The organism is Ruminococcus sp. 1001713B170207_170306_F1, from assembly GCF_015668065.1.
In the GTDB taxonomy this organism is placed as follows: Bacteria; Bacillota; Clostridia; order Lachnospirales; family Lachnospiraceae; genus Blautia_A; species Blautia_A faecis.
In genome coordinates, this window is record NZ_JADPEX010000015.1 from 1 (window position 1) to 23,334 (window position 23,334).

The 23,334-nt window shown below is 44.5% G+C and carries 21 protein-coding genes, 6 tRNA genes and 1 rRNA gene; 21 read left to right on the forward strand and 7 right to left on the reverse strand.

The window, feature by feature from the left end; all coding sequences use genetic code 11:
- Both I4V84_RS10245 and I4V84_RS10250 read left to right on the forward strand, forming a co-directional pair.
- Positions 1 to 126: ribosomal RNA gene (locus I4V84_RS10245) — 23S ribosomal RNA — on the forward strand; the annotation flags it as partial.
- A 283-nt stretch (positions 127 to 409) separates the two neighbouring features.
- Positions 410 to 1,822 (forward strand): MATE family efflux transporter, encoded by a 1,413-nt coding sequence (locus I4V84_RS10250; RefSeq protein WP_195991865.1) that lies wholly within the window; start codon positions 410 to 412, stop codon positions 1,820 to 1,822.
- A gap of 183 nt (positions 1,823 to 2,005) precedes the next feature.
- On the opposite strand, the gene I4V84_RS10255 is transcribed toward I4V84_RS10250, so the two are convergent.
- Complete coding sequence (locus tag I4V84_RS10255; protein WP_118579243.1) at positions 2,006 to 2,968, reverse strand: helix-turn-helix transcriptional regulator; 963 nt, start codon at positions 2,966 to 2,968, stop codon at positions 2,006 to 2,008.
- The gene (locus I4V84_RS10260; protein WP_118579240.1) at positions 2,961 to 3,173 is read right to left on the reverse strand and encodes a TOBE domain-containing protein; all 213 of its coding nucleotides are present in this window, start codon (positions 3,171 to 3,173) and stop codon (positions 2,961 to 2,963) included. Before I4V84_RS10260 ends, I4V84_RS10255 begins: the two co-directional genes overlap by 8 nt.
- A 398-nt stretch (positions 3,174 to 3,571) precedes the next feature.
- Between I4V84_RS10260 and modA the strand changes: the two genes are divergently transcribed.
- From modA to I4V84_RS10275, 3 genes are read left to right on the forward strand one after another with little or no spacing between them, the layout of a single operon-like run.
- The gene (gene modA, locus I4V84_RS10265; protein WP_148463777.1) at positions 3,572 to 4,459 is read left to right on the forward strand and encodes a molybdate ABC transporter substrate-binding protein; all 888 of its coding nucleotides are present in this window, start codon (positions 3,572 to 3,574) and stop codon (positions 4,457 to 4,459) included.
- An 11-nt stretch (positions 4,460 to 4,470) separates the two neighbouring features.
- Positions 4,471 to 5,166 (forward strand): molybdate ABC transporter permease subunit, encoded by a 696-nt coding sequence (gene modB, locus I4V84_RS10270; RefSeq protein WP_195991874.1) that lies wholly within the window; start codon positions 4,471 to 4,473, stop codon positions 5,164 to 5,166.
- Positions 5,166 to 6,218, forward strand: a complete 1,053-nt coding sequence (locus I4V84_RS10275; protein ID WP_195991882.1) for an ATP-binding cassette domain-containing protein — start codon at positions 5,166 to 5,168, stop codon at positions 6,216 to 6,218. The genes modB and I4V84_RS10275 overlap by 1 nt, the downstream gene beginning before the upstream one ends.
- A 219-nt stretch (positions 6,219 to 6,437) precedes the next feature.
- Here I4V84_RS10275 and I4V84_RS10280 read toward each other — a convergent pair.
- Both I4V84_RS10280 and I4V84_RS10285 read right to left on the reverse strand, forming a co-directional pair.
- Positions 6,438 to 6,508: transfer RNA gene (locus I4V84_RS10280), tRNA-Trp, on the reverse strand.
- An 87-nt stretch (positions 6,509 to 6,595) separates the two neighbouring features.
- Positions 6,596 to 6,683 (reverse strand) — tRNA-Ser (locus I4V84_RS10285).
- A 112-nt stretch (positions 6,684 to 6,795) separates the two neighbouring features.
- On the opposite strand from I4V84_RS10285, the gene epsC reads away from it, so the two are divergent.
- From epsC to I4V84_RS10310, 6 genes are all read left to right on the forward strand, one after another.
- On the forward strand, positions 6,796 to 7,722 hold the full coding sequence (gene epsC / locus I4V84_RS10290; RefSeq protein ID WP_195477801.1) for a serine O-acetyltransferase EpsC: 927 nt from the start codon (positions 6,796 to 6,798) through the stop codon (positions 7,720 to 7,722).
- 151 nt (positions 7,723 to 7,873) lie between these two features.
- Positions 7,874 to 8,059 carry a DUF6783 domain-containing protein gene (locus I4V84_RS20550; RefSeq protein ID WP_334285704.1) on the forward strand — a complete coding sequence of 62 codons (186 nt, stop codon included), beginning with the start codon at positions 7,874 to 7,876 and terminating at the stop codon, positions 8,057 to 8,059.
- Positions 8,060 to 8,156: 97 nt separating this feature from the next.
- Positions 8,157 to 8,227, forward strand: a tRNA-Gly gene (locus I4V84_RS10295).
- Between the two features lie 3 nt (positions 8,228 to 8,230).
- Positions 8,231 to 8,303, forward strand: a tRNA-Gly gene (locus tag I4V84_RS10300).
- A 40-nt stretch (positions 8,304 to 8,343) separates the two neighbouring features.
- Positions 8,344 to 8,414 (forward strand) — tRNA-Gly (locus tag I4V84_RS10305).
- Positions 8,415 to 8,417: 3 nt separating this feature from the next.
- A tRNA-Gly gene (locus I4V84_RS10310) sits at positions 8,418 to 8,490 on the forward strand.
- 39 nt (positions 8,491 to 8,529) lie between these two features.
- Here the strand turns inward: I4V84_RS10310 and I4V84_RS10315 are convergent.
- The 3 genes from I4V84_RS10315 to I4V84_RS20555 all read right to left on the reverse strand — a co-directional run bounded on the left by I4V84_RS10315 (position 8,530) and on the right by I4V84_RS20555 (position 10,234).
- The gene (locus tag I4V84_RS10315) at positions 8,530 to 8,748 is read right to left on the reverse strand and encodes a DUF378 domain-containing protein (RefSeq protein WP_118579225.1); all 219 of its coding nucleotides are present in this window, start codon (positions 8,746 to 8,748) and stop codon (positions 8,530 to 8,532) included.
- A 224-nt stretch (positions 8,749 to 8,972) separates the two neighbouring features.
- Entirely contained in the window at positions 8,973 to 10,082 is a 1,110-nt protein-coding gene (locus I4V84_RS10320; protein ID WP_195991884.1) for a DUF5067 domain-containing protein, read from the reverse strand.
- The gene (locus I4V84_RS20555; protein ID WP_334285705.1) at positions 10,064 to 10,234 is read right to left on the reverse strand and encodes a DUF6783 domain-containing protein; all 171 of its coding nucleotides are present in this window, start codon (positions 10,232 to 10,234) and stop codon (positions 10,064 to 10,066) included. The genes I4V84_RS10320 and I4V84_RS20555 overlap by 19 nt, the downstream gene beginning before the upstream one ends.
- 246 nt (positions 10,235 to 10,480) lie before the next feature.
- Here I4V84_RS20555 and I4V84_RS10325 point away from each other — a divergent pair, with 246 nt between their 5' ends.
- From I4V84_RS10325 to I4V84_RS10370, 10 genes are all read left to right on the forward strand, one after another.
- Positions 10,481 to 11,410 (forward strand): alpha/beta hydrolase, encoded by a 930-nt coding sequence (locus tag I4V84_RS10325; RefSeq protein WP_118579222.1) that lies wholly within the window; start codon positions 10,481 to 10,483, stop codon positions 11,408 to 11,410.
- Between the two features lie 76 nt (positions 11,411 to 11,486).
- On the forward strand, positions 11,487 to 11,636 hold the full coding sequence (locus tag I4V84_RS10330; RefSeq protein ID WP_173716424.1) for a hypothetical protein: 150 nt from the start codon (positions 11,487 to 11,489) through the stop codon (positions 11,634 to 11,636).
- Between the two features lie 379 nt (positions 11,637 to 12,015).
- Positions 12,016 to 12,960, forward strand: coding sequence for an ABC transporter permease (locus I4V84_RS10335; RefSeq protein WP_118579219.1), 945 nt, complete (start codon positions 12,016 to 12,018; stop codon positions 12,958 to 12,960).
- A gap of 2 nt (positions 12,961 to 12,962) precedes the next feature.
- Entirely contained in the window at positions 12,963 to 14,321 is a 1,359-nt protein-coding gene (locus I4V84_RS10340) for an ABC transporter permease (RefSeq protein WP_118579270.1), read from the forward strand.
- 15 nt (positions 14,322 to 14,336) lie between these two features.
- Positions 14,337 to 15,344, forward strand: coding sequence for an ABC transporter ATP-binding protein (locus I4V84_RS10345; protein WP_118579216.1), 1,008 nt, complete (start codon positions 14,337 to 14,339; stop codon positions 15,342 to 15,344).
- Positions 15,345 to 16,355 carry an oligopeptide/dipeptide ABC transporter ATP-binding protein gene (locus tag I4V84_RS10350; RefSeq protein WP_118579213.1) on the forward strand — a complete coding sequence of 337 codons (1,011 nt, stop codon included), beginning with the start codon at positions 15,345 to 15,347 and terminating at the stop codon, positions 16,353 to 16,355. It abuts the gene before it with no gap.
- A 103-nt stretch (positions 16,356 to 16,458) separates the two neighbouring features.
- On the forward strand, positions 16,459 to 18,114 hold the full coding sequence (locus I4V84_RS10355; protein ID WP_118579210.1) for a peptide ABC transporter substrate-binding protein: 1,656 nt from the start codon (positions 16,459 to 16,461) through the stop codon (positions 18,112 to 18,114).
- A gap of 213 nt (positions 18,115 to 18,327) precedes the next feature.
- The gene (gene malQ / locus I4V84_RS10360) at positions 18,328 to 19,851 is read left to right on the forward strand and encodes a 4-alpha-glucanotransferase (RefSeq protein WP_195991918.1); all 1,524 of its coding nucleotides are present in this window, start codon (positions 18,328 to 18,330) and stop codon (positions 19,849 to 19,851) included.
- Position 19,852: 1 nt separating this feature from the next.
- Entirely contained in the window at positions 19,853 to 21,586 is a 1,734-nt protein-coding gene (locus I4V84_RS10365) for an ABC transporter ATP-binding protein (RefSeq protein WP_195991886.1), read from the forward strand.
- Positions 21,586 to 23,328 carry an ABC transporter ATP-binding protein gene (locus I4V84_RS10370; RefSeq protein WP_195991888.1) on the forward strand — a complete coding sequence of 581 codons (1,743 nt, stop codon included), beginning with the start codon at positions 21,586 to 21,588 and terminating at the stop codon, positions 23,326 to 23,328. Before I4V84_RS10365 ends, I4V84_RS10370 begins: the two co-directional genes overlap by 1 nt.
- Positions 23,329 to 23,334 lie beyond the last annotated feature (6 nt).

The window sequence follows — 23,334 nt, forward strand, 5'->3', positions numbered from 1 at the left end:
CTCAAGATGAGATGTCCCATTCGAAAGAAGTAAACCCCCTTGAAGACGACGAGGTAGATAGGGCAGGGGTGGAAGTGTGGTAACACATGGAGCTGACTGTTACTAATAGGGTGAGGGCTTGACCAAGAAATGAGAAAGGCGGCTGCAAAGCGGCTGCCGGACTCACGCAGAGGTAAAATGATTCCATTAGGATGTAACATGTATGTAGTTTTGAAGGTACAGAACGGAAACGGTAGCCGGTTGGTTATCGTTTTTTTTGTGTGTATGTTCCTATTGCAAAATTTTCTCATTTGTTTACATTTACCTATTGCATTATTTGAAAATATGTAGTAACTTAGTATCTACCACGCTGTAATCACAGAACAAATATTCTGTTTTACAGTTTGGAAATGAAGGGGGAAATTGATAAATGGAAAACACAGTAACTAAGCCTGGATTCCGGAAGAAATTTCTGGGAGATAAGGCCTTTTACAAAATGGTACTTGCAATTGCAATACCCATTATGATACAGAATGGTATCACTAATTTTGTCAGTCTTCTGGACAATATTATGATCGGAAGGATTGGCACAGAGCAAATGTCAGGGGCAGCCATTGTAAATCAGCTTCTTTTTGTATACAATCTTTGTCTGTTTGGAGGCGTGTCCGGTGCTGGAATTTTTACAGCTCAGTACGCAGGCCAGAAGGATCATGAAGGTGTGCGCCAGACATTTCGCTACAAATTATGGCTGGTAATTGCGCTCACAATTATAACAATATTGATTTTAATGTGCTCAGGAGAAAACCTGATCGGCATGTATCTGAAAGGCGAAGGAAGTGCAGCTGCGCTGGAGGCTACGAGCAGATATGGAATGCAGTATTTGTGGATCATGTTTATTGGATTGCCGCCATTTATGATCAGTCAGGCATACTCCAGTACTCTTCGCGAATGCGGAGAGACTGTTCAGCCTATGAAGGCGGGAGTTACTGCAGTACTTGTGAATCTTGTATTCAACTATCTTCTTATTTATGGTAAATTTGGCTTTCCAGAGCTGGGGGTACGAGGAGCCGCTATTGCGACTGTTCTTTCCCGCTATGTGGAGGCTGCAATTATAATTATCTGGTCACATACCCACACAGAGAAAATGCCTTTTGCCAAAGGTCTTTACAGTACTCTGAAGGTACCAGCTAATTTAACAAAGAAGATTTTGATCAAAGGAACTCCGCTGCTGCTTAATGAGACTCTCTGGGCAGCCGGAATGGCAATTCTTACCCAGTGCTATTCTATTCGGGGATTAAACGTAGTAGCTGCACAGAATATTGCAAATACCATTAATAATGTTTTTAATGTTGTATTCATCGCTTTGGGAGACTCTGTTGCCATTGTAGTGGGACAGCTGTTAGGCGCGGGAAATATGAAGAAGGCCAGAGATACAGATAATAAGATGATTGCATTTTCTGTTATGTGCTGCACTGGAGTGGCATTAGTCATGCTGATTGTCGCACCATTTTTCCCAAAGCTGTATAACACCAATCTGGATGCGCAGGAACTGGCGAAATACTTTATTATGATCATGGCAATTTTTATGCCGCAGAACGCATTCCTGCATGCTTCATATTTTACCTTGCGTTCCGGTGGAAAAACGATCATTACATTTTTATTTGACAGTGTATTTGTGTGGTGTGTTAGTGTACCAATTGCGTATTGCCTCAGTCGCTTCACAGGTTTACACGTGTTGGCTGTTTTTGCCATGGTACAGGTGGGAGATATTTTGAAGTGTATTGTGGGGTTTGTGCTGGTTAAGAAAGGTGTATGGATGCAGAATATTGTTTCCGGAAAATAGGCGTGGAATGCCTGATAATTATTTTTCAAATAGAGTTTTTTGTTAACCGAATGACTTATCAGGAGCGTGTTTGAAAAAGGCTTTTTCAAATGCGTTCTAAGAAAAAATGCTTTTAATTTATTCAAACAGCAGTTCAGAAGCTGCGTAAATAAATTAAAAGCATTTTTATTATCCATGGGTATTTTAAAGAGAAAGCAGTTCCCCTGTCCGTGTCACATTATATCCGGTCTGTCCCTGAAGAATCGTTCGGAAATCTTCAGACCGTACAATTTCAAGAAGAGCAGAGAATCCAGGCTGGGAAAGGGCTTCCGTTTCCATGACCAGATACATAGGAAGTGTCTGAAGCGGAATAAAATCCAGAAGTCCGGACTGGTGTGCTGCGTATTCTTCTCCAAGAGCTGAATCTGCCTTGTGCGTAGCAATAGCTGCGGCAGTGGAAATATCAGATACCAGTTCAGTATGGTAACCAGATATGCTGGCTGGCGAAATTTTTTCTGAGAAAAGAAACTGGTCCAGGTAAATCCGTGGTGTACTTCCTTTTTCCCGATTGGCAATCTTTATGTCTTTACGGGCGAAATCCATCAGACCTGAAAGCTTCAAAGGGTTTCCAGAAGGAACATAAAGCCCTATGGAATACTCATAAAGGCATAAAAGAGAAAGCTGTACACCTGGGACAAGGCTGCGGATATGTTCCAGATCCAGACTTGCACATGCTATGTGAGCCTTTTTGAAATAAAGAGAATACAGGCTGTTGTAGCTGTTCATAAAGGATTGAAGGACTGGGATCCCCTGAGGGTGAATGGACATCTGGCTGATCAGAAGTTCGAGAGCCGGGGAAAACTGTCCGCAAAGGATCAGTCCGCTGGAGTGGAGAAGATAATCCCTCTTCAAAAGGGAACTTTCTGGAGGAAGTTCCGGAATCTGCAGATTTCCGTTAGGGGTACTGGAAGAAACGGCTTTCTGATCTGGCATGTTATTGCCGGAACCGGAACGCTCCAGGTATTGTTTCAGCTGCTGCTCGCTGATGCGAAGCTGTTTTCCTACTTTAGAAGAATATAATTCTCCACGTTTGATCAATTCATAAACCGTGGTCTTCTTAATTTGGAGCTTGTCTGCAATTTCCTGAGCAGTATAAAGTTTATTCATCAATTCCCACCATAACGTTGGTTGCCTTAATGACTGCGTAAGCGTCAGAGCCAACTTCAAGTCCAAGTTCTTCTACAGCTGCACAGGAAATAGTAGCTGTGATAATGTTGCCGCCTCCGATATCAATTGTGACGATGGAGTTAACGGCTCCCTTATTGATATTGATAACTTTTCCCTTTAACTGGTTGCGTGCACTTAATTTCATAGTTAAATCCTCTTTTCATTATTTACTACAAAACTCCTGAAAGACAGCTGTGTATTCATTATGTCTATATGCTGAATGGATGGATATCAGACAGATCGGAACATATGAGCAAGTAGGAGATTAGACAGGAGTATGAACGTGTTCCATAGCTGAGAAGCAGCTGCCTTTTGTATTTATTATTGGTAGTATTTAAATATCATAGCATGTTGGAAAGAAAATAACAAGGAGTGTTTCGTTGGAGAAAAAATGAAAAGTAAAAAAAATTTGTGTGAACTAATAAAAATTGTACAAACAATGCAGGTTCAAATTGACATAGCAAATGAAATTAAGTATAATGAATGAAACTGAATAAAACATAACAAAACACAACAAAATACAACAAGAATGGAAGGCGTGAAATGAAAAAAAGAGTTTTTGCAGCACTTATGGCTGGTGTTATGGGAACTATGATGTTTGGAACTACTTTCGTATCTGCTGAAGCAGAGACACCGGAACTGAAAGGTGAGGTTTACGCATTTATTGCAGCCAGCCTGAATAACGCCATGGAAGAGATTCAGAAGAATTTTAATGAAACTTATCCGGATGTTGAGATTCTTTACAATGCAGACAGTTCAGGAACTTTGCAGACTCAGATTGAGGAAGGCGCCCGCTGCGACATTTTCTTCTCAGCAGCTAGGAAGCAGATGGATGCACTGGTTGACGAGGGGATTGCTGACAAGGATTCTGTAGTGAATCTTCTTGAGAATAAAGTTGTTCTCATTAAACCAAAGGGGGGAGAGACCAAGGTAACCGGATTTGAGAACATTCCAGATGCTGCAAACCTTGCCCTTGCCGGAGAGGATGTTCCGGTTGGACAGTATTCACGCGAGATTTTTGATAATCTTGGAATTACAGATGAAGTAAACAAGATGGAGATCAACGAGGGTAAGAATGTTACAGATGTACTTGCATCTGTAAGTGAGGGCAGTAATGAGGTTGGTATCGTATATGCTACGGATGCGGCTTCTGTGGCAGATTCTGTTGAGGTTATTGCAGAGGCACCGGAGGGAAGCCTTAAAACACCTGTACTTTACCCTGCCGGAATGGTAGAAGATAAAGAAGCAAGTGATGATGATAAAGCAGCAGCAGAAGCATTTCTTGAGTACCTTCAGTCTGATGAAGCTCTTGAAGTATTTGAGAAATATGGATTTGCAGCTTATGTAAATGGCGAGAAAACGGATGACATGGCAGCCGCTGAAGAGACCGCAGAGCCGACAGAGGAAGCATCTGAAGACACTGCAGAATAAAGGATAATAATATGGTAGAATTTCTCAGTGAAATAAACTGGAGTCCTTTGTGGATTTCTTTGAAAACCGGTGTGGCAGCAACTATATTTGCTTTTTTTCTGGGTGTATTCTGTGCAAGGAAGATCATGAAACTGAAACCGGGAGCAAGGGCAGTGCTGGATGGGATTCTGACAATGCCTCTTGTTCTGCCTCCTACAGTAGCTGGATTCTGCCTGCTTTTGCTTTTTAGCCTGAAAAGGCCTTTTGGAAGTTTTCTGCTGGACAATTTTGATATTAAAGTAGTTCAGACATGGACCGGATGTGTGATCGCAGCTTCTGTGATCGCGTTTCCACTGATGTATCGAAATGCCAGGGCGGCCTTTGAGCAGGTGGATGTGAATCTGATCTATGCAGGAAGAACTCTGGGAATGAGTGAAAGCCGGATATTCTGGAAGGTAATTATACCTGCAGCAGGACCTGGAATTGCTTCCGGTACTGTACTGGCTTTTGCCCGTGCCATTGGAGAATATGGAGCAACCTCCATGCTTGCCGGCAATATCCTTGGAAAGACAAGGACGGTTTCTGTTGCAATTGCATCGGAGACTGCAGCTGGAAATTATGATATGGCAGGTCTCTGGGTCGTAGTGATCATATTGATCTCATTTCTGGTGGTTGCAGCAATTAATATTGCTTCCGGCAGAGGAATGCAGACCAGAAGGTGGATATAATGGCGATTGAACTTGATATTCAGAAAAATTTTAAAGGCTTTTCCCTGGATGTAAGACTGAAGGGGCAGGATGGACCTATAGGGATCCTGGGCGCTTCCGGAAGCGGAAAGAGTATGACTCTTCGCAGTATTGCCGGAATTGAAACTCCGGATTCCGGAAGAATCATTATTAACGGGAAGACTGTTTTTGATTCTGAGGCAAAAATTAATTTAAAGCCTCAGGAGAGAAGAGTTGGATACCTGTTTCAGAATTATGCCCTTTTCCCAACTATGACTGTGGAAAAGAATATTGCCTGCGGGTATCGAGGGGAAAAAAGCGAGCTTTCACAGAAGGTTGCAGATTACATAAAAAGATATCATTTGGAGGGACTGGAAAAGCATTTGCCGTCGCAGCTTTCTGGCGGTCAGCAGCAGCGGGTGGCTCTCGCGCGTATGATGATCGGAGAGCCGGAGGTGATTCTTCTGGATGAACCTTTTTCTGCGCTGGATGGGTATCTGAAGGATATTTTGCAGCGTGATATGCAGAATTTTTTGAAAGATTACAAAGGCGATATGATTATGGTAACTCACAGTAGGGATGAGGCCTATAAGTTCTGCGGTCAGCTGACCCTGTTGAATAATGGAAAAGATATTCTTACTGGTGAGACCAGGGATATTTTCGAAAATCCTCAGTATCTGGAGGCTGCAAGGCTGACTGGATGTAAGAATTTTTCTGCAGTGCAGAAGATGGGCAGCCATGAGGTTTATGCATTGGATTGGGAGCTTATGCTTCGTTCAGAACAGGAAGTGACAGAGGATATTACCCATGTTGGAATCCGGGGACATTGGATGAGGCCGGCAACTAAGGCTGGTGAGAATACCATGGAAGTGCAGGTTGAGGAGTATATTGAAAATACTTTTGAGCATCAGTATCTGTTTCGTAATAAAGGGGCTGCAGAAAGCGGCACTTTGTGGTGGATGTGCCAGAAAAAGAATTTCCAGGAAACTGCAAAGGACAATATCCCAAAGTATCTGTATTTTCCACCAGAGCATGTGATGTTGTTGAAGAAATAAAACAAGGTGGTTCTGAATGAATAATAAAGGAATATGAGACAGCATGGAATGGTTTGCTGTTTCATATTCCTTATTTTGTATTGCGAAGTCTGCAGAAGACGGATAGTAGAAGAATGTCTTTATTTCAGATATGTTTTAGAACTTTTTTTAAACAAGCTCTGATGCTGCGATAAAAAAACGCCGGAAACCTTGAATTACAAGATTTCTGACGCTTAAGAGCAGGGGATGAGAGAATCGAACTCCCACCAAAGGTTTTGGAGACCCCTATCATACCATTTGACCAATCCCCTATGTTTTGTTTCTGTTGCAATTATACATACAAAAGGAACAGTTGTCAAGGCAAAATTAATAAAATTTGCACGAAAACAATTATGAAACGGAGATGGAGGGATTTGAACCCTCGCACCGGTTACCCGGCCTACCGCATTTCGAGTGCGGACCCTTCAGCCACTTGGGTACATCTCCATGACATTCTCCATTATATCGGGGGATTGGATAAAGGTCAATCTTTTTTTTATTGACGTAAAAAGAATAGTGTAATAATATGAAAGGAAAGCAAAATACGAGGAGACCAGTTATGAGTGACAAAAAGACATCCATAGAGAATGCAGTAGAGCGTCTGACTGCCAATTACCGTAAGGAAGAGCTGTTTCTGACAAAGAGCGGAAGACATCTTCCAGTCCGTGCAGCGATTATTAATATTGTGAAAGAAATGAGATCAGTTATTTTTCCGGGATATTTCGATATTGATTCGGGAGCAGCTGTTTTTCCGGAACATTATACCGGATATCTGCTCAATGACCTGTTTGACCGTATGCAGGCGCAGATTGAGACGGCTTTTCTGTATGTTGGCGAGGATATGACCAGTGCATGCGGCAAGGCAGCACAGATAACCTCCAGATTTTTTGAGCAGCTTCCGGAAGTGCAGGAGATGCTGCTGAAAGATGTGCAGGCTGGTTTTGACGGTGATCCGGCTGCGAAGAGTAAAGAGGAGATTATTTTCTCCTATCCGGGATTTCTGGCAATTTATGTGTATCGTCTGGCACACATCCTTTATCTGGAGGAGGTTCCGTTTATTCCAAGGATTATGACAGAGTATGCTCATGACCACACAGGAATAGATATTAACCCAGGTGCTACGATTGGGGAATATTTCTTTATTGACCATGGCACTGGCGTAGTAATCGGTGAAACGACTACTATTGGAAATAATGTGAAGTTGTATCAGGGAGTTACCCTTGGCGCTCTTTCTACAAGAAAAGGACAGCAGCTTTCTGGTGTGAAGCGTCATCCTACTATTGAAGATAATGTGACCATTTATTCCAATTCTTCTGTACTTGGTGGAGAAACTGTAATTGGGGAGAATACGATCATCGGCGGAAACACATTCATTACAGAATCAATTCCTGCAAACTCCAAGGTAAGTGCGAAGAGTCCGGAGCTGGTGATCAAGAAGCCGCGTACACATGTGGAAGCCTCCAATGTATGGGACTGGGAAAATTAACGGAATAAAAAGAAAATGGCAGTCAACAGAACAGGCACGGTGGTATTTTAGAAAATATCATTTCTGGAAAAACAGAAAGTCGTAGTGTGAATCTGGTAACATGCATCGCTTTGAATATGGTGAACCGTGTAACTGTTGACTGCTCCAGAGCATGTTTGAAAAATCATTCCCCAATCTGCACGCCCCACTTTGCGGTATATTTCGCCCGAATTCAGTTGTCGTAGCCCGCTACGGCGCTTTCATCCGGGCAAAATCTCCCACAAATTGTGACGTACATCTTGCAGAAAGCTTTTTTCAAACATGCTCTAACAGACAAGCAATATTGCATCAATCTTAGAAACAAAAGAAAAAATTAAAAAATTTCAAAAAAGTTGTTGACAAATATTCCAACATCAGATATACTAATCTTCGTTGTGACGGACAAGCACAAATGTGCGGGTGTAGTTCAATGGTAGAACACCAGCCTTCCAAGCTGGATACGTGGGTTCGATTCCCATCACCCGCTTATGCGATAGTGGCGTAGTTGGTAACGCGCGACCTTGCCAAGGTCGAGACCGCGGGTTCGAGCCCCGTCTATCGCTCTTCTGACAAATGTCAGGTAAACACATCTGAATATGATGTGCGGGTGTAGTTCAATGGTAGAACACCAGCCTTCCAAGCTGGATACGTGGGTTCGATTCCCATCACCCGCTTGTGCGATAGTGGCGTAGTTGGTAACGCGCGACCTTGCCAAGGTCGAGACCGCGGGTTCGAGCCCCGTCTATCGCTCTTTAAAAGCCAGGAATTAAGTTTCCTGGCTTTTTTAACTTATGACGCATTATTTTCATTGGAGCAGATTGTTCCATAGAAACTGAGCAGATACAGACCCGAAAGTCCGACCAGCGCGTAGATGATTCTGGAAATCCAGCTCATACTGCCAAAGATGAGAGCTACCAGATTAAAGTTGAAGAACCCGATCAGTCCCCAGTTGACAGCGCCGATTATTGTAAGAGTCAGACAGAAACAATTTAAAAATTTATTTTCCATAAGTCACCATCCTTTCGTAACTATAGTGTTTCTTTTTATCGTGGAAATTATACGAAAAAGCCTGTATAAAATGTGGTAAAAGATGGAATTTTAGCAGCAAAAAACAGGGGGACTGTCTGAAACTGCAAAGAGAGACATAAAAATACGCGAAAGCCTTAAACGGAACTTTCGCGTATAAAAGATTTCATTGTGCTTCCCATATGGTGATGTGCTGGTTGCTTCTTTTACTGGAGATTTAATGTCTGTGCTGCTGTAATTCCTGTATCCAGACCAAATGCGTCCGAAGCATGTAAGGTAACCGGGCTCATATCATTAAGGGAAAAAGCCTGACATACATTTACCGTTTCTCCAGGCTGGATTTCTTTCATAAATGCATCAACAGCCTCATCACTGTTTGCCGGAATAGCTGCTTCAAGAGCCGCATCATTCTGATAAGCGGTAAGATTTACATCTACCATAGCACTGGAAGAACTTTCTCCGTTATTTGTGTAGTCGTAGTAGACGAGAAGACAGGGCTCACCGCCAAAGTCTGTGGAAACTACATTTCTGGTATAGTGGATAGAGAAACGCTGGTTGGAAAGATCAATGGTTCCATCAGATGTGGCAGGCGTCTGGACCACAGAATCAGCTGGACCATCGGTTCCCTCTGCTGTGGAGTCGGAATCCGCCAGAGCCTGGCTGATCTCATCCTCTACACTTTTGAAATTGGCGGACATGATCTTTACTGTTTCATCATCAAGAGCTGTAACCTTCCATTGGCCGTTTACTTTGATCATAGGATAAACAATGTCTGTTTCACTGAATTTGTCTTCCAGGCTGGAGGCTTTTTCTATTAAAATAGCAGCAAGCTTGTCCTGGGTTTCCTGTTCTGTAAGACTTTCTCCGGAAAAGGCGCTGGAAACGATCTGACGAAGGAATTCGGTTACAGTTTCACGGTAGATGTCAGATCCGTCTACATAGCGGATCCGCGCAGTGACTTCTGCAGTGCCGTCTTGAAAACTGAAACGTGTCTTTGTGATCTTCCAGGTCATTTTGGCGTTGATGGATTTGAAGAAGCTTTCGTAGGTGGCGTTTCGCACATCTGCATTGTCAAGAGCGGAAAGATCGGCGCTCTGGAGCATACTTTCCATTGTGTCGAAATCAAGGCTCTGGATGCCGGTAAGATATTTATCCAATTCTTTGGCTGGCTGGCTGCGTTCGTAGAAATAGTAGCCAATGGCTGCGCCGGCGATAAGGATAAGAATAGGCAGAAGCAGAATGCGTCCGGCCTTTCCTTTTCTTTTTTTCTTCGGAACAGGGTGTTCATCTGGCATATTTAGTTGTTTTTCTTCCATGTTTCCTCCTTGTTAAGTTTAGAGCCTGTTTGAAAAATCATTCCCACAATCTGCACGTCCCACTTTGCGGTATATTTCGCCCGAATTCGGCCTGCGTAGCCCATTGAGGCGCCCTCATCCAGACAAAATTTCCCACAAATTGTGACGCACATCTTGCAGAAAGCCTTTTTCAAACATGCTCTGGCGATGTCTATGATATTATAATTTCATAAATTGACCGTCTGTAAAAATTTCACATATAAATCTGTGTGACATCTTTTTTATTATAGTATACTCTTGGGAGAGTGTCAAAGTATTTACAGAGTGTTACTGCTCACTCCGTTCAAAGTAACCAGTAACTTTACGGATACCGGGTATTTATGTTAAGATAATAAAAAAAGAAGAAAGGCGGAAAAACTATGGGTGCAAAGTATGAAGCTTATATAGAATCAGAGGCGGATGGACTTGATATTTCCGTTCTGGCAGTGGTTCCGGATGAGACACCGTACAAAGGAATCCTGCAGCTTGTTCATGGGATGAGCGAATACAAGGAGCGCTATCTTCCCTTTATGGAATACATGGCTAAAAAAGGCTATGTATGCGTGATCCACGATCACCGTGGCCATGGGAAAAGTGTGCGGGCGCTGGATGACCTGGGATATATGTATGGCGGCGGCGCGGATGCGATCCTCAAGGATATTGAGGTGGTGAACCGGGAAATGCACCAGCAGCTTCCGGATCTGCCATTGATCTTATTCGGGCATAGTATGGGTTCGCTGGCCGTGCGCGCTTTTGCAAGAGATCATGATGACTGCATGGACATGCTGATCGTTTGTGGTTCTCCAAGCAAGAATGGGGCAAGATCTCTTGGAGAAGCAATTGCCCATATGGAAAGTGCTGTGTTTGGACCAGCTCACAAGAGTAAAGTTATCGAAACCCTTTCCTTTGCCGGAAATGTGATGCGCTTCCGCAAGGACAAAAACTGTACTTCCTGGATCTGTGCCAATAAGGCAGCAGCTCAGGAATACTCCGATTCTGAACTTTGTGGCTTTACGTTTACAGATGATGGCTATCTGGCACTTTTTGAGCTGATGAAGCGTGCTTACGACGTAAAGCACTGGCACTGCACCAGACCGAAAATGCCCGTGCTTTTTGTCAGTGGTTCTGATGATCCCTGTATGATCAACGTGCGTCATTTTGCAAAAGCAGTGCAGGATATGCGGCGCGCCGGTTATGTAGACGTGAAAGGCAAGCTGTATCCGGGAATGCGCCACGAAATTCTGAATGAGACAGACCGGAAGCGGGTTTATCATGACATTGCCTTCTATATAAAGAAAAAGGGTTTTTGAGAAAACACGTCCATTATGCATAATATGCTCTATTTTGCACATACTCACAGAAATACAGTGTGAAATGGAGAACTATATGAGAAAAAAAGGCTGGATTCTGCTGCTGGTTCTTCTGGGTGTGGCTTTTCTTATGAGCTGCGGCAAAGATACGGAGCCGGATGAAGCAAAAGGGGAACTGGTAAGAATTGAGAGAGAAGGATGCCAAGCTGGTATCCTTCTTTTTTGAATTGGAAAATAGATTGGTCCTGTACAGATTACAGGAATGATTTTTAAAACAGGCTCAAAAGTTTTTTTTAAACATGCTGTAGAGTTATGATAAACAATCTGCACTTGTGAAACAAACAAATGTCTTTGTATAAAATACACAAAAAATATACCATAATAGCACTGAAAAATAGTACAAGCTTAAAAAATTGCACCGTCACCGTTCTAAAGTTTAAAATGTTACTTGAATAAAGCGAATTGAAATGCTATAATTTTTTTTACATATTAAAAAATGAACTCTGGTCAGAAATCAGTCTGATATGGGTGTAATGTTTTTGATGGCATCTCTCATAAAGGAAACGGAAATAAATGTTTTCGACCGGAAAAAATAAGGAGGAAAAATGGGAAAGTATTTTGCAAAAAGACTTGGAATGGCGATTCTGACTATCTTTCTGGTAGCCTGTCTTACCTTCCTGCTGATGAATGCTGTACCTGGAAGCCCATGGCTCAGTGAAAAAACACCTTCTGAGACCACACTGGCTGCGCTGAATGCCAAATATGGACTGGATAAGCCGGTCTATGTACAGTTGTTTATGTATCTGAAAAATATTCTTCACGGTGACTTCGGTGTATCACTTAAGATGCAGAAGAACCGTGCAGTTCTTGACATTATCGTGGATATGTTCCCGGTATCTGCCAAGGTAGGTGCACTTGCACTTGCATGGGCGATTCTGGTGGGTGTACCTCTTGGCTGTCTTGCCGCATTTAAGAGAGGCAAGCTGACAGACAGCATTCTTCGTGTGATCTGTACACTTGGAATCTCCATGCCAAGCTTCGTTGTGGCATCTGTTCTTCTGGTAACCCTGACTGGAAACAATGCACTGAATCTGTTTCCGTCTATTTTTGATCCGTCGCAGGGATGGCGCGCCTATGTACTGCCATGTTTTGCCCTGGGCTTTTACCCAATGTGCTATACAGCACGTCAGACACGTTCTGCCATGCTGGATTCCTTAAGCCAGGAGTACATTAAGACAGCCCGCGCCAAAGGTCTGAAGAACAAAAAGATTATTTTCAAGCATGCTCTTAGAAATGCACTGATTCCGGTTATTACATACTTAGGACCGCAGGTGGCCTTTACTCTTTGTGGTGGTTTTGTTGTAGAGAGTGTATTCTCAATTCCAGGACTTGGACGTTACTTCGTACAGTCCATCCAGAACCGTGATTATCCGGTTATTATGGGAACTACCATTTTCCTGGCAGCATTTATTATTCTGATGAACCTGGTTGTAGACCTCCTTTATAAGGTTGCTGACCCGAGAATCAGCCTTGCGAAAGGAGGAGAATGATCGTGGCAGAAGATAAGAAGATTAAGAAATGTCCGGTGAGTCTTCAGCCGGATATTGAGAACCTCCTTCAGGATTTAAGTCCGGATGATTTTGCATCTGCGTCCCGACAGGAGAAGGATGATTTTATTCAGGACCGCCAGAGTGTTTCCTACTGGAAAGATGCCTGGAGAAGATTAAAGAAAAATGTGGTGGCTATGGTTGCACTTGGTGTGATCGTATTCCTGTTTTTATTTGCCTTTGTGGGCCCGCTTCTGATCCCATATGGTTATGACGAGTTTAACAAAGGTGCTGAGAACCTTTATCCCTATCACTACACACTGGAGGACACCCAGCGTGTGAACGACGAGATCGCTTCCAGAACCCAGTCCGATGTAGTGGATGTAGATGAAATGATCGCCCAGGCGAAAGCAGAAGCTGAGAAAAAGGGCGAGAAATTTACAAAGAAAGATGAAGCAGTTATCCGTGCAAAAGCAAAAGTCGCTGCAAAACCTTCAGAAGATTCTTCTGAGGAGCAGAGCGTAGATGAGGATTCCATCCGCAAGGAGCTTGGAATCAAGAAGCATATTTTCGGTTATTCCCAGGCAGAGCTTGAGCGCAAGGCAAATGGGGAAAAAGTATTCCCTCATGTATTTGGTACTGACATGTATGGCCGTGATATTCTGGTCCGTGTTATGTATGGTGCCCGTGTTTCCATGTCTGTCGGCGTATTCGCAGCTATCCTGGTACTGGTGATCGGCGCCCTTTATGGTGCTATTTCCGGTTACTGTGGCGGCAAGGTGGACGCAGTGATGCAGCGTATTGTTGAACTTATTTATGCAGTTCCGGAGATGCTGGTTGTCCTTTTGATCGCAACTGCACTGAAACCAATCCTTACTGACTATGTGAATTCATCAGGAACCAGTCCTATGAAATCCTTTGTCAATGTACTTGGACCGAACCTGATCTCCATGTTTATTGCATTTGGTCTGTTATACTGGGTTACCATGAGTCGTATTATCCGTGGCCAGGTACTTCAGCTGAAACAGCAGGAATATGTAACCGCAGCAAGAGCACTTGGTGCATCTGGCGGCAGAATCATCCGCCGTCATCTGCTTCCAAACTGTATCGGACAGATTGTTGTTACTACCTGCCTGCAGATACCGTCTGCAATTTTCCTGGAATCCTTCTTATCCTACCTTGGAGTTGGTGTTTCTGCACCTCTTCCAAGCCTTGGATCCATGGCAACAGACGCACTTAGCGGTATGTACACTTATACTTACAGACTGATCGTACCTTCCGTGATCCTGAGCATTATGATCCTTGCATTCAACCTGTTTGGCGATGGACTTCGCGATGCTCTTGATCCGAAGCTGAAGAAATAAGAGAGGAGGAGAACAATGTCTGAACAGAAAAATAAATTGCTGGAAGTAAAAGACCTGAAAGTCTCCTTCTTTACCCCGGCCGGCGAGGTAAAAGCCGTTGGCGGTATCTCCTATGACCTTGATTATGGCGAAGTTATGGGAGTTGTTGGAGAATCTGGTTCTGGAAAGAGCCAGGAGGCATATTCTATTATGGGGCTTCTTCAGTCCCCAGGTAAAGTTATCGGAGGCTCCATTACCTTCGAGGGAAAAGATGTCCTTTCTTTTTCCAAGGAAGAGATGACTGCGTTCCGCGGAAACAAAGTAGCTATGATTTTCCAGAATCCCATGACCTGTCTGAATCCGGTTTACACCATCGGAAATCAGCTTGTGGAAGCTCTTCGTGCCCATGATAAGAAAATCAGCAAAGAAGAAGCCCAGAAACGTGCCATGGAAATGATGGAACTGGTTGGAATCAATAATGTGGAGAAGCGTATGAAGCAGTATCCACACGAGTTTTCCGGCGGTATGCGACAGCGTGTCATGATCGCTATGGGACTGATTTGCCATCCGCAGCTTCTGATCGCAGATGAGCCGACCACAGCCCTTGATGTTACCATTCAGGCACAGATCCTTGACTTGATGAAGGATCTTCAGAAAAAGACCGGAATGGGAATCATTTTCATCACACACAACCTTGGTGTTGTGGCAGATATCTGTGACAAGGTATCCGTTATGTATGCAGGTAAAATTGTGGAGCAGGGACCTGTAGATGACATTTTCTACGAGCCTGCACATCCATATACAAAGGGTCTTCTTCGTTCCATGCCCCGTGTTGATGCCGAGAGCTATGAAAGACTGATCCCAATCGAGGGAACCCCGGTTGATATGCTGAATCCGCCGGAAGGATGTCCGTTTGCTCCACGTTGTGAGCATTGCATGAAGATCTGTCTGAAGAAAATGCCTCCTTACGTGGAAGTGGGCGAGAAACATCGTTCCGCCTGCTGGCTTCGGGTTCAGGAGCTTATGAACAAGGAGGAGAAATAAATGGCAGAAGAAAAGAAGCTTCTTGAAATTGAGAATTTACGAAAATATTTTCCGGTAAATGGCATAAAAGGTCCGGGGGTACAGGCTGTACAGGATGTTTCCCTTTATATCAAAAAAGGTGAAACACTCGGTCTTGTAGGAGAGTCCGGATGTGGAAAGACCACACTGGGAAGAACGATTCTTCGCCTTTATGAGCCAACCGGAGGAAAGATTATTTATGATGGCGAAACCATTTACGACAATCCTCTGGATAAAGACGGCAAACCTCTTGGAAAAGCCAAAGCTGCTAAAATGCTTCCCTACAGAAGAAAAATGCAGATCATTTTCCAGGATCCGTCCGCTTCCTTGGATCCTCGAATGACAGTTGGTGAGATCATTGGAGAGGCCATTGATATCCACAAGCTTGCAGCGAGTAAGAAAGACCGCGCTGACATGATCAAAGAGCTGCTGGCGCAGGTTGGATTAAATACAGAGCATGCAAACCGTTATCCACATGAGTTTTCCGGCGGTCAGCAGCAGCGTGTTGGTATTGCCCGCGCCCTTGCAGTAAAACCGGAGTTCATCGTCTGTGACGAGCCGATTTCCGCATTGGATGTTTCTATCCAGTCACAGGTGGTAAACATGCTGGAGGACATGCAGGAGCAGATGGGTCTGACTTATCTGTTCATTGCCCATGATCTTTCCGTTGTCCGTCATATTTCCAACAGAATCGGTGTTATGTATCTTGGCTCTCTTGTTGAGTTGGGCGAGAGCTATGAGCTGAACAGACATCCGATCCATCCATATACACAGACCCTGCTTTCCGCAGTTCCGGTTCCGGATCCAAAGCTGAGCCGGACAAGAAAGCGTATTATTCTGGAAGGAGACGTGCCAAGTCCTATGAATCCGCCAAGCGGATGCCGTTTCCACACCAGATGTCCATATGCCACTGAAAAGTGCAGCCAGGTAACTCCTGTGTTCAGAGAGCATGAGCCGGGCCACTGGGCAGCCTGCCATTTGCTGGACAAATAAAGGAAGTTTAGGTATTTCGTTCTTCTTCACGGAAGAGCTGATGAATACAAGCGTCGATTCTCATCTCTCATGCGGCGCAAAAAAGCATAAAGGAGGAAATGTAATGAGAAGAAAATTTATGTCTATGGCACTGACTGCAGCTATGGTATTAAGCATGGCAGCAACTCCTGTATTCGCCGAGGATACAGCATCTGACGAAGGATTCAACCTGAACCTTTGTATCGCATCTGAACCACAGACAATTGACCCTGCACTGAACTCTGCAGTTGATGGAGCTATCATGTGCAACCATATGTTCGAAGGTCTGGCTAAATGGGTAAATGATGGTGAAGGAAATGCTGTCACAGCTCCTGGACAGGCTGAGTCCTGGGAAAAGGCCGAGAACGAAGATGGTACAGTTACTTACACTGTTAAACTTCGTGACGGAATCAAATGGTCTGATGGACAGGCTGTAACAGCTGGTGACTTCGTTTATGCATGGCAGCGTCTAGCAAATCCTGAGACAGCAGCAGATTACTGCTACATGATCGACATGGTAAAAGGATATGACGCAGTTGCTGACGGAAGTGCGGATCCAAGCACTCTTGGAATTACAGCAGTTGATGATCAGACTCTTCAGATCGATCTTACCTATGACTGCCCGTATTTCGAAGAAATCATGGCATTCCCGGCAACCTTCCCGGTTCGTCAGGATATGGTAGAGAGCAGTGACAACTGGACATTTGATCCAAGCACATACATTGGCAATGGACCATACAAAATGACAGAGTGGTCTCACAATGCTTACATCTCCATGGAGAAAAACGAGAACTACTATGACTATGAGAATCTTGGACCGGATACTATCAAGTTTACACTTCTTGATGACAACAACGCAATGCTCAAAGGTTACAACAACGGAGAGCTTGATTTCATCGAGAACCTTCCTGTAGACGAGATCCCGACCTACCTTGCTTCTGGCGAGCTTGAGATCGGTGACTATCTTGGAACTTACTATGTATGCTTCAACACAGAGGACGAAGTTTTCTCTGACCCTAACATCCGTAAAGCGTTCTCACTTGTAATCGACCGTAACTACATCGTAGAGAACGTTTCCCAGGCTGGTGAGGTTCCGGCTGACGGATATGTACCGAACGGTGTAAATGATGCAGCTGGTGCTGGTAGTGATGACTTCCGTACAGTAGGCGGTTCTTACTACAGCATTTCCGATGAGGATTATGAGGCTAACTGCGAAGAGGCCCGTCAGCTTCTTGCAGACGCTGGTTATCCGAACGGCGAAGGCTTCCCGACTGTAGAGTATCTGTACAACACAGCTGATAACCACAAGAAGATCGGTGAGGCTCTTCAGAACATGTGGCAGACAGAGCTTGGTGTAACTGTTAACTTGAACAACCAGGATTGGAACGTATTCCTTCAGAACAGAAAAGATGGTAACTTCCAGATCGCCCGTAACGGCTGGATCGCAGACTACAACGATCCTTGCTCATTCTTGGATATGTGGTACACAGACGGCGGTAACAACGACGCTCAGTACTCTAACCCAGACTATGATGCAGCTATCGATGCAGCAAAAGCTACTTCTGATCCGGAAGAGCGTATGAAAGCATTCCACGAAGCTGAGGATATCCTCATTGGACAGGACAGCGTACTTGCTCCAATCTACTTCTATACACAGCCATATATGCTCAATCCAGACATTGACGGCATGTACTACACACCACTTGGATACTTCTTCTTCGGTTATACAAGTAAGAAATAATCAAGTCAAAAGAATATAAGTCTTTTGCTATTACTTAAATGTGATGCAGAAGAAAATGACAGGCATTCGGAATTTTTCCGGGTGCCTGTTTTTTTGAGCAGCAACGAAAGCAGGATAAAATTTGCGAAGCTATTTTATCCTGTTGACCGATTATGCATGATAGCGGTATAATAAGCAGATAATGGTTATTGAACCAGACAGGAGGAACATATGATGAGAGCCAGCGGTATTTTATTGCCTATATCCAGTATCCCTTCCAACTATGGAATCGGATGTTTTTCTAAAGAAGCTTACGCTTTTGTAGATCAGCTTGCAGAAGCGGGTCAGAAATACTGGCAGATCCTGCCACTTGGACCTACCGGATACGGGGATTCCCCTTACCAGTCTTTTTCCACATTTGCAGGAAATCCTTATTTCATTGATTTGGAGGAATTGATCCAGAGAGACCTTCTCACAGCAGCAGAATGTGCAGAATGTGACTGGGGCGGCAGCAAAAGCTATGTGGACTATGAGAAGGTTTATCTTTCCAGATTTTCCCTTCTTCGGAAGGCTTACAGACGTTTTTACCAGATGGATGGGAAAGAAAAGGAGCTTCAGCTGATCCGTGAGGAGATGGAAGCCTTTGAGAAAGAGCAGGGCTTCTGGCTTGCAGATTATTGTCTTTATATGGCAGTAAAGGACAGCCTGGAGGGAATTTCCTGGAATCAGTGGCCGGAGGACTTAAAGACACGTAAGCCGGAGGCGCTTGCTAAGGCAAGAGAGGAGCTGAAGGAGGATATCAGCTTCTATGCCTTTCAGCAGTTCTGGTTCTACCGCCAGTGGAGCCGGCTGAAGAAATATGCAAATGACAGAGGTATTAAGATCATCGGTGATCTTCCTATTTATGTGGCTTTTGATGGCGCAGATGCATGGGCGAACCCGGATCTGTTCCAGTTTGATGAGGAGGCTACACCGGCAGCAGTGGCAGGATGTCCTCCAGACGCTTTTTCCGCAACCGGTCAGCTGTGGGGAAATCCACTTTATAATTGGGAATATCATAAGAAAACAGGTTATAACTGGTGGATCCTTCGTATGGCTCACTGTATGAAGCTGTACGACAAGGTCCGGATCGATCATTTCCGCGGTTTTGACGAGTACTGGTCAGTTCCCTATGGAGATGAGACCGCTGAGAATGGAAAATGGGAAAAAGGTCCTGGAATAGAACTGTTCAAGGTCCTGGAGGAGAAAATTAAGGATCTGGATGTGATCGCAGAGGATCTGGGATTCCTTACAGACAGCGTCAGGGAGCTTCTGGCAGAATCCGGATATCCGGGTATGAAGGTGCTTCAGTTTGCCTTTGATGAAAGCGGCGAGAGCGTATATCTTCCTTTCCGATATGACAAAAACTGCATTGTATACACTGGAACCCACGACAATGAGACTACGAAGGGCTGGCTTGGGAACCTTACCCAGTCAAACAGAGCCTATGTGAACCAGTACACAGCCTGTGAGGAGAAAGACACAGATGAATGTGTATGGGGGCTTATCCGGGCGGCACAGTCCTCAGTAGCAGAAGTGTGCGTAGTACCTTTGCAGGATTATCTCTGTCTTGGAAATGAAGCGAGAATGAATACGCCTTCTACTTTGGGAGACAACTGGAAATGGCGTCTTACAAGAGGTCAGCTTACGGATGAGATTATTCATAGAATTAACGCCATGACCAGATTATATGGACGAATCCAGGAGAATAAGAAGTAAGATGAAGAGATTGCTTAGATTTTTGAAGGGCTACGAGAAAGAAAGCTTTCTGGCTCCTTTGTTCAAAATGCTGGAGGCCACCTTTGAGCTGATCGTGCCTCTGGTTGTTGCCAGAATCATGGATATCGGCATTAAGAATCAAGACAATGTCTACATCTGGCACCAGTGTGTGATCATGGTACTGCTTGGAGTGATTGGCCTTGCATGCTCTCTGACTGCACAGTATTTTTCTGCAAAGGCAGCCATGGGATTCAGCACTGCCCTTCGCAAGGAGCTTTTTTCCCATATCAGCAGGCTTTCCTACAGAGAACTGGATATGCTTGGAACTCCTACCCTTGTGACAAGGATCACCAATGACGTGAATCAGGCACAGACTGGTGTGAACATGGTACTTCGTCTGTTCCTTCGTTCTCCTTTTATTGTTGTGGGTGCAGTGATCATGTCCTTTACCATTGATGTGAAGATTGGCCTGATCTTCCTGATTGCGGTTCCGGTGATCTCCATTGTAATTTACGGAATTATGCGCACAACAGTGCCAATTTATAAAAAGGCTCAATCATTTCTGGACAGAATTTCCTTGATCACCAGAGAGAATCATGTGGGTGCCAGAGTGGTAAGGGCTTTTGGAAGACAGCAGGAAGAATATAAAGAATTTTCAGAAGTAAACGACGATTACACCAATGTGCAGGTAAGAGCGGGAAAAATTTCCGCACTTCTGAATCCTGCTACTACGGTTATCATGAACTTTGCCATTATCGGAATCCTCTGGTATGGAAGCAGGGAAGTGTCTGTGGGTATTCTTACACAGGGGGAAGTGGTTGCCCTTGTAAACTATATGAACCAGATCCTGATCGCACTGATCGCTCTTGCAAACCTGATCGTGGCAGTGACAAAGGCTATGGCTTCCGGTGTGCGTCTGAATGAGGTGCTGGATACACAGCCGTCTCTCACGGATCAGGGCAATAGTGTTCAGAAAGAGAATGCAGGCGCTGCAAGAGTTGTTTTTGAAGATGTGAGCTTTACCTATGCAGGCAGCAAGGAGCCGGCGCTTTCCCATATTTCCTTTACGGCAAAACCAGGTGAGACCATCGGTATCATTGGTGGCACCGGATGTGGTAAATCCACTCTGGTCAATCTGATTCCACGCTTCTATGACGTAACTTCCGGTGATGTGGTAATTGATGGAAATAATGCAAAAGAATATCCATTTTCACAGCTTCGTAAAAAGGTGGGGATGGTACCACAACAGGCAGTTCTGTTTAAGGGAACCATCCGTGACAATATGAAATGGGGCAAAGAGGACGCTTCCGAAGAAGAAATCCAGCGGGCTCTTTCCATTGCGCAGGCAAGTGATTTTGTAAAAAGTAAGCCGGAGGGCTTAAATACCATGGTAAGTCAGGGCGGCGCCAATCTTTCCGGCGGACAACGTCAGCGTCTTACCATAGCAAGAGCACTGGTGGGAGATCCGGAGATCCTGATCATGGATGACAGTGCTTCTGCCCTTGACTTTGCCACAGATGCGGCTCTTCGTCATGCCATTCATGAGCAGACAAAGGGAATGACTGTGTTTATCGTTTCCCAGAGAGCAACCTCCATCAAGCAGGCAGATAAGATCCTGGTTCTGGATGATGGTGAGCTGGCTGGTGTGGGAACACACAAAGAGCTTATGGAATCCTGTGAGGTCTACAGAGAAATCTGCCTGTCACAGCTTTCCGAACAGGAGGTGAACCGCTGATGGGAAAGAATAAAGAGACTATGAAGAGGGTACTGAAATTTATCAGCCCTTACAAAGCAAAAATTATCATTATGCTTCTGACAGCGCTTGTCACCGTTGGATTTACCCTGTATACACCCATTCTGATTGGTAACGGTGTAGATAATATCGTAGGTCCGGGAAAGGTAAATGCAGCCGGACTTTTGAAGGTACTTGGAACTCTGGCTGTGATCGTTGTGGGAAATGCAGTTTCCCAGTGGGTGATGAACCTTCTTACCAATCAGGTTACCTACAGCGTGGTGCAGGATGTGCGAAGCCAGGCATTTGCCCATCTTCAGGAAGTGCCGGTATCTTATATAGATGCCAATCAGCCAGGAGATATTTTAAGCCGTATTGTTTCTGATGTCAGTCAGTTTTCAGATGGTCTCCTTATGGGCTTTACCCAGCTGTTTACCGGTGTGCTGACTATCTTTGGAACCATTGGATTTATGCTTTCCATCAGTGTGAAGATTACAGTGATCGTTATTTTGCTTACTCCGATTTCCCTGTTCGTGGCAAGCTTTATCGCAGGCAGAACCTTTCGCATGTTCCAGGAGCAGTCCGAGAAGAGAGCGGAGATGACTTCTATTGTGGAAGAGCTTGTTGGAAATCAGAAGATCGTGCAGGCTTTTTCCTATGAGGAGAGAGCTAATGAAAGGTTTGGAAAAGTAAATGAAGAGCTTCGCGTCTGCGGAATCAAAGCAATTTTCTTTTCCTCTATTACAAACCCATCCACACGCTTTGTAAATGGTCTTGTTTACACAGCAGTTGGAATTTTTGGTGCATTTACAGTAATTAAGGGCGGTATGACTGTGGGACAGCTGACTAGCTTCCTGAACTATGCAAATCAGTATACCAAGCCTTTTAATGAGATTTCCGGCGTTATCACAGAGCTGGAGAATGCGTTGGCATGTGCAAAACGTCTCTTTGACTTTATTGATACACCAGCACAGGAGCCAGATGCGCCAGATGCTTCGGAGCTGGAGAAAGCAGATGGCCGTGTAAGCGTGGAGAATGTTTCCTTTTCTTACAGAAAAGAAGTTCCGCTTCTTACTGATATTTCCATTGACGTAAAACCTGGACAGCGGATCGCTATCGTCGGACCTACCGGATGCGGTAAGACCACTATGATCAACCTTCTTATGAGATTCTATGATGTAGATAAGGGTCAGATTAAGGTAAGCGGTTATCCGGTAAGAGAGCTGACAAGAGACAGCCTGAGACGAAACTTTGGTATGGTGCTTCAGGAGACCTGGCTGAAGGCAGGAACCATCCGCGAGAACATTGCCTATGGAAAGCCGGATGCGACTTTGGAAGAGGTTATGGAGGCAGCTAAGCATGCACATGCCCACAGTTTTATCAAGCGTATGCCAAATGGCTATGACACCGTGATTTCAGAGGGCGGTGGAAATATTTCCCAGGGACAGAAGCAGCTTCTTTGCATTGCAAGGGTTATGCTGATGCATCCGGCTATGCTGATCCTGGATGAGGCCACTTCTTCCATTGATACCCGTACTGAGGTGAAGGTGCAGAAGGCTTTTGCAGAGTTGATGGAAGGAAGAACCAGCTTTATTGTAGCACATCGTCTTTCCACTATTCAGGAGGCAGATCTGATTCTGGTCATGAAGGACGGAAATATTATCGAGCAGGGCAGACATGAGGAATTGCTGGCGAAGAAGGGCTTTTATGCGAACTTGTATGAGAGTCAGTTTGCTATTTCATAAGGGGGA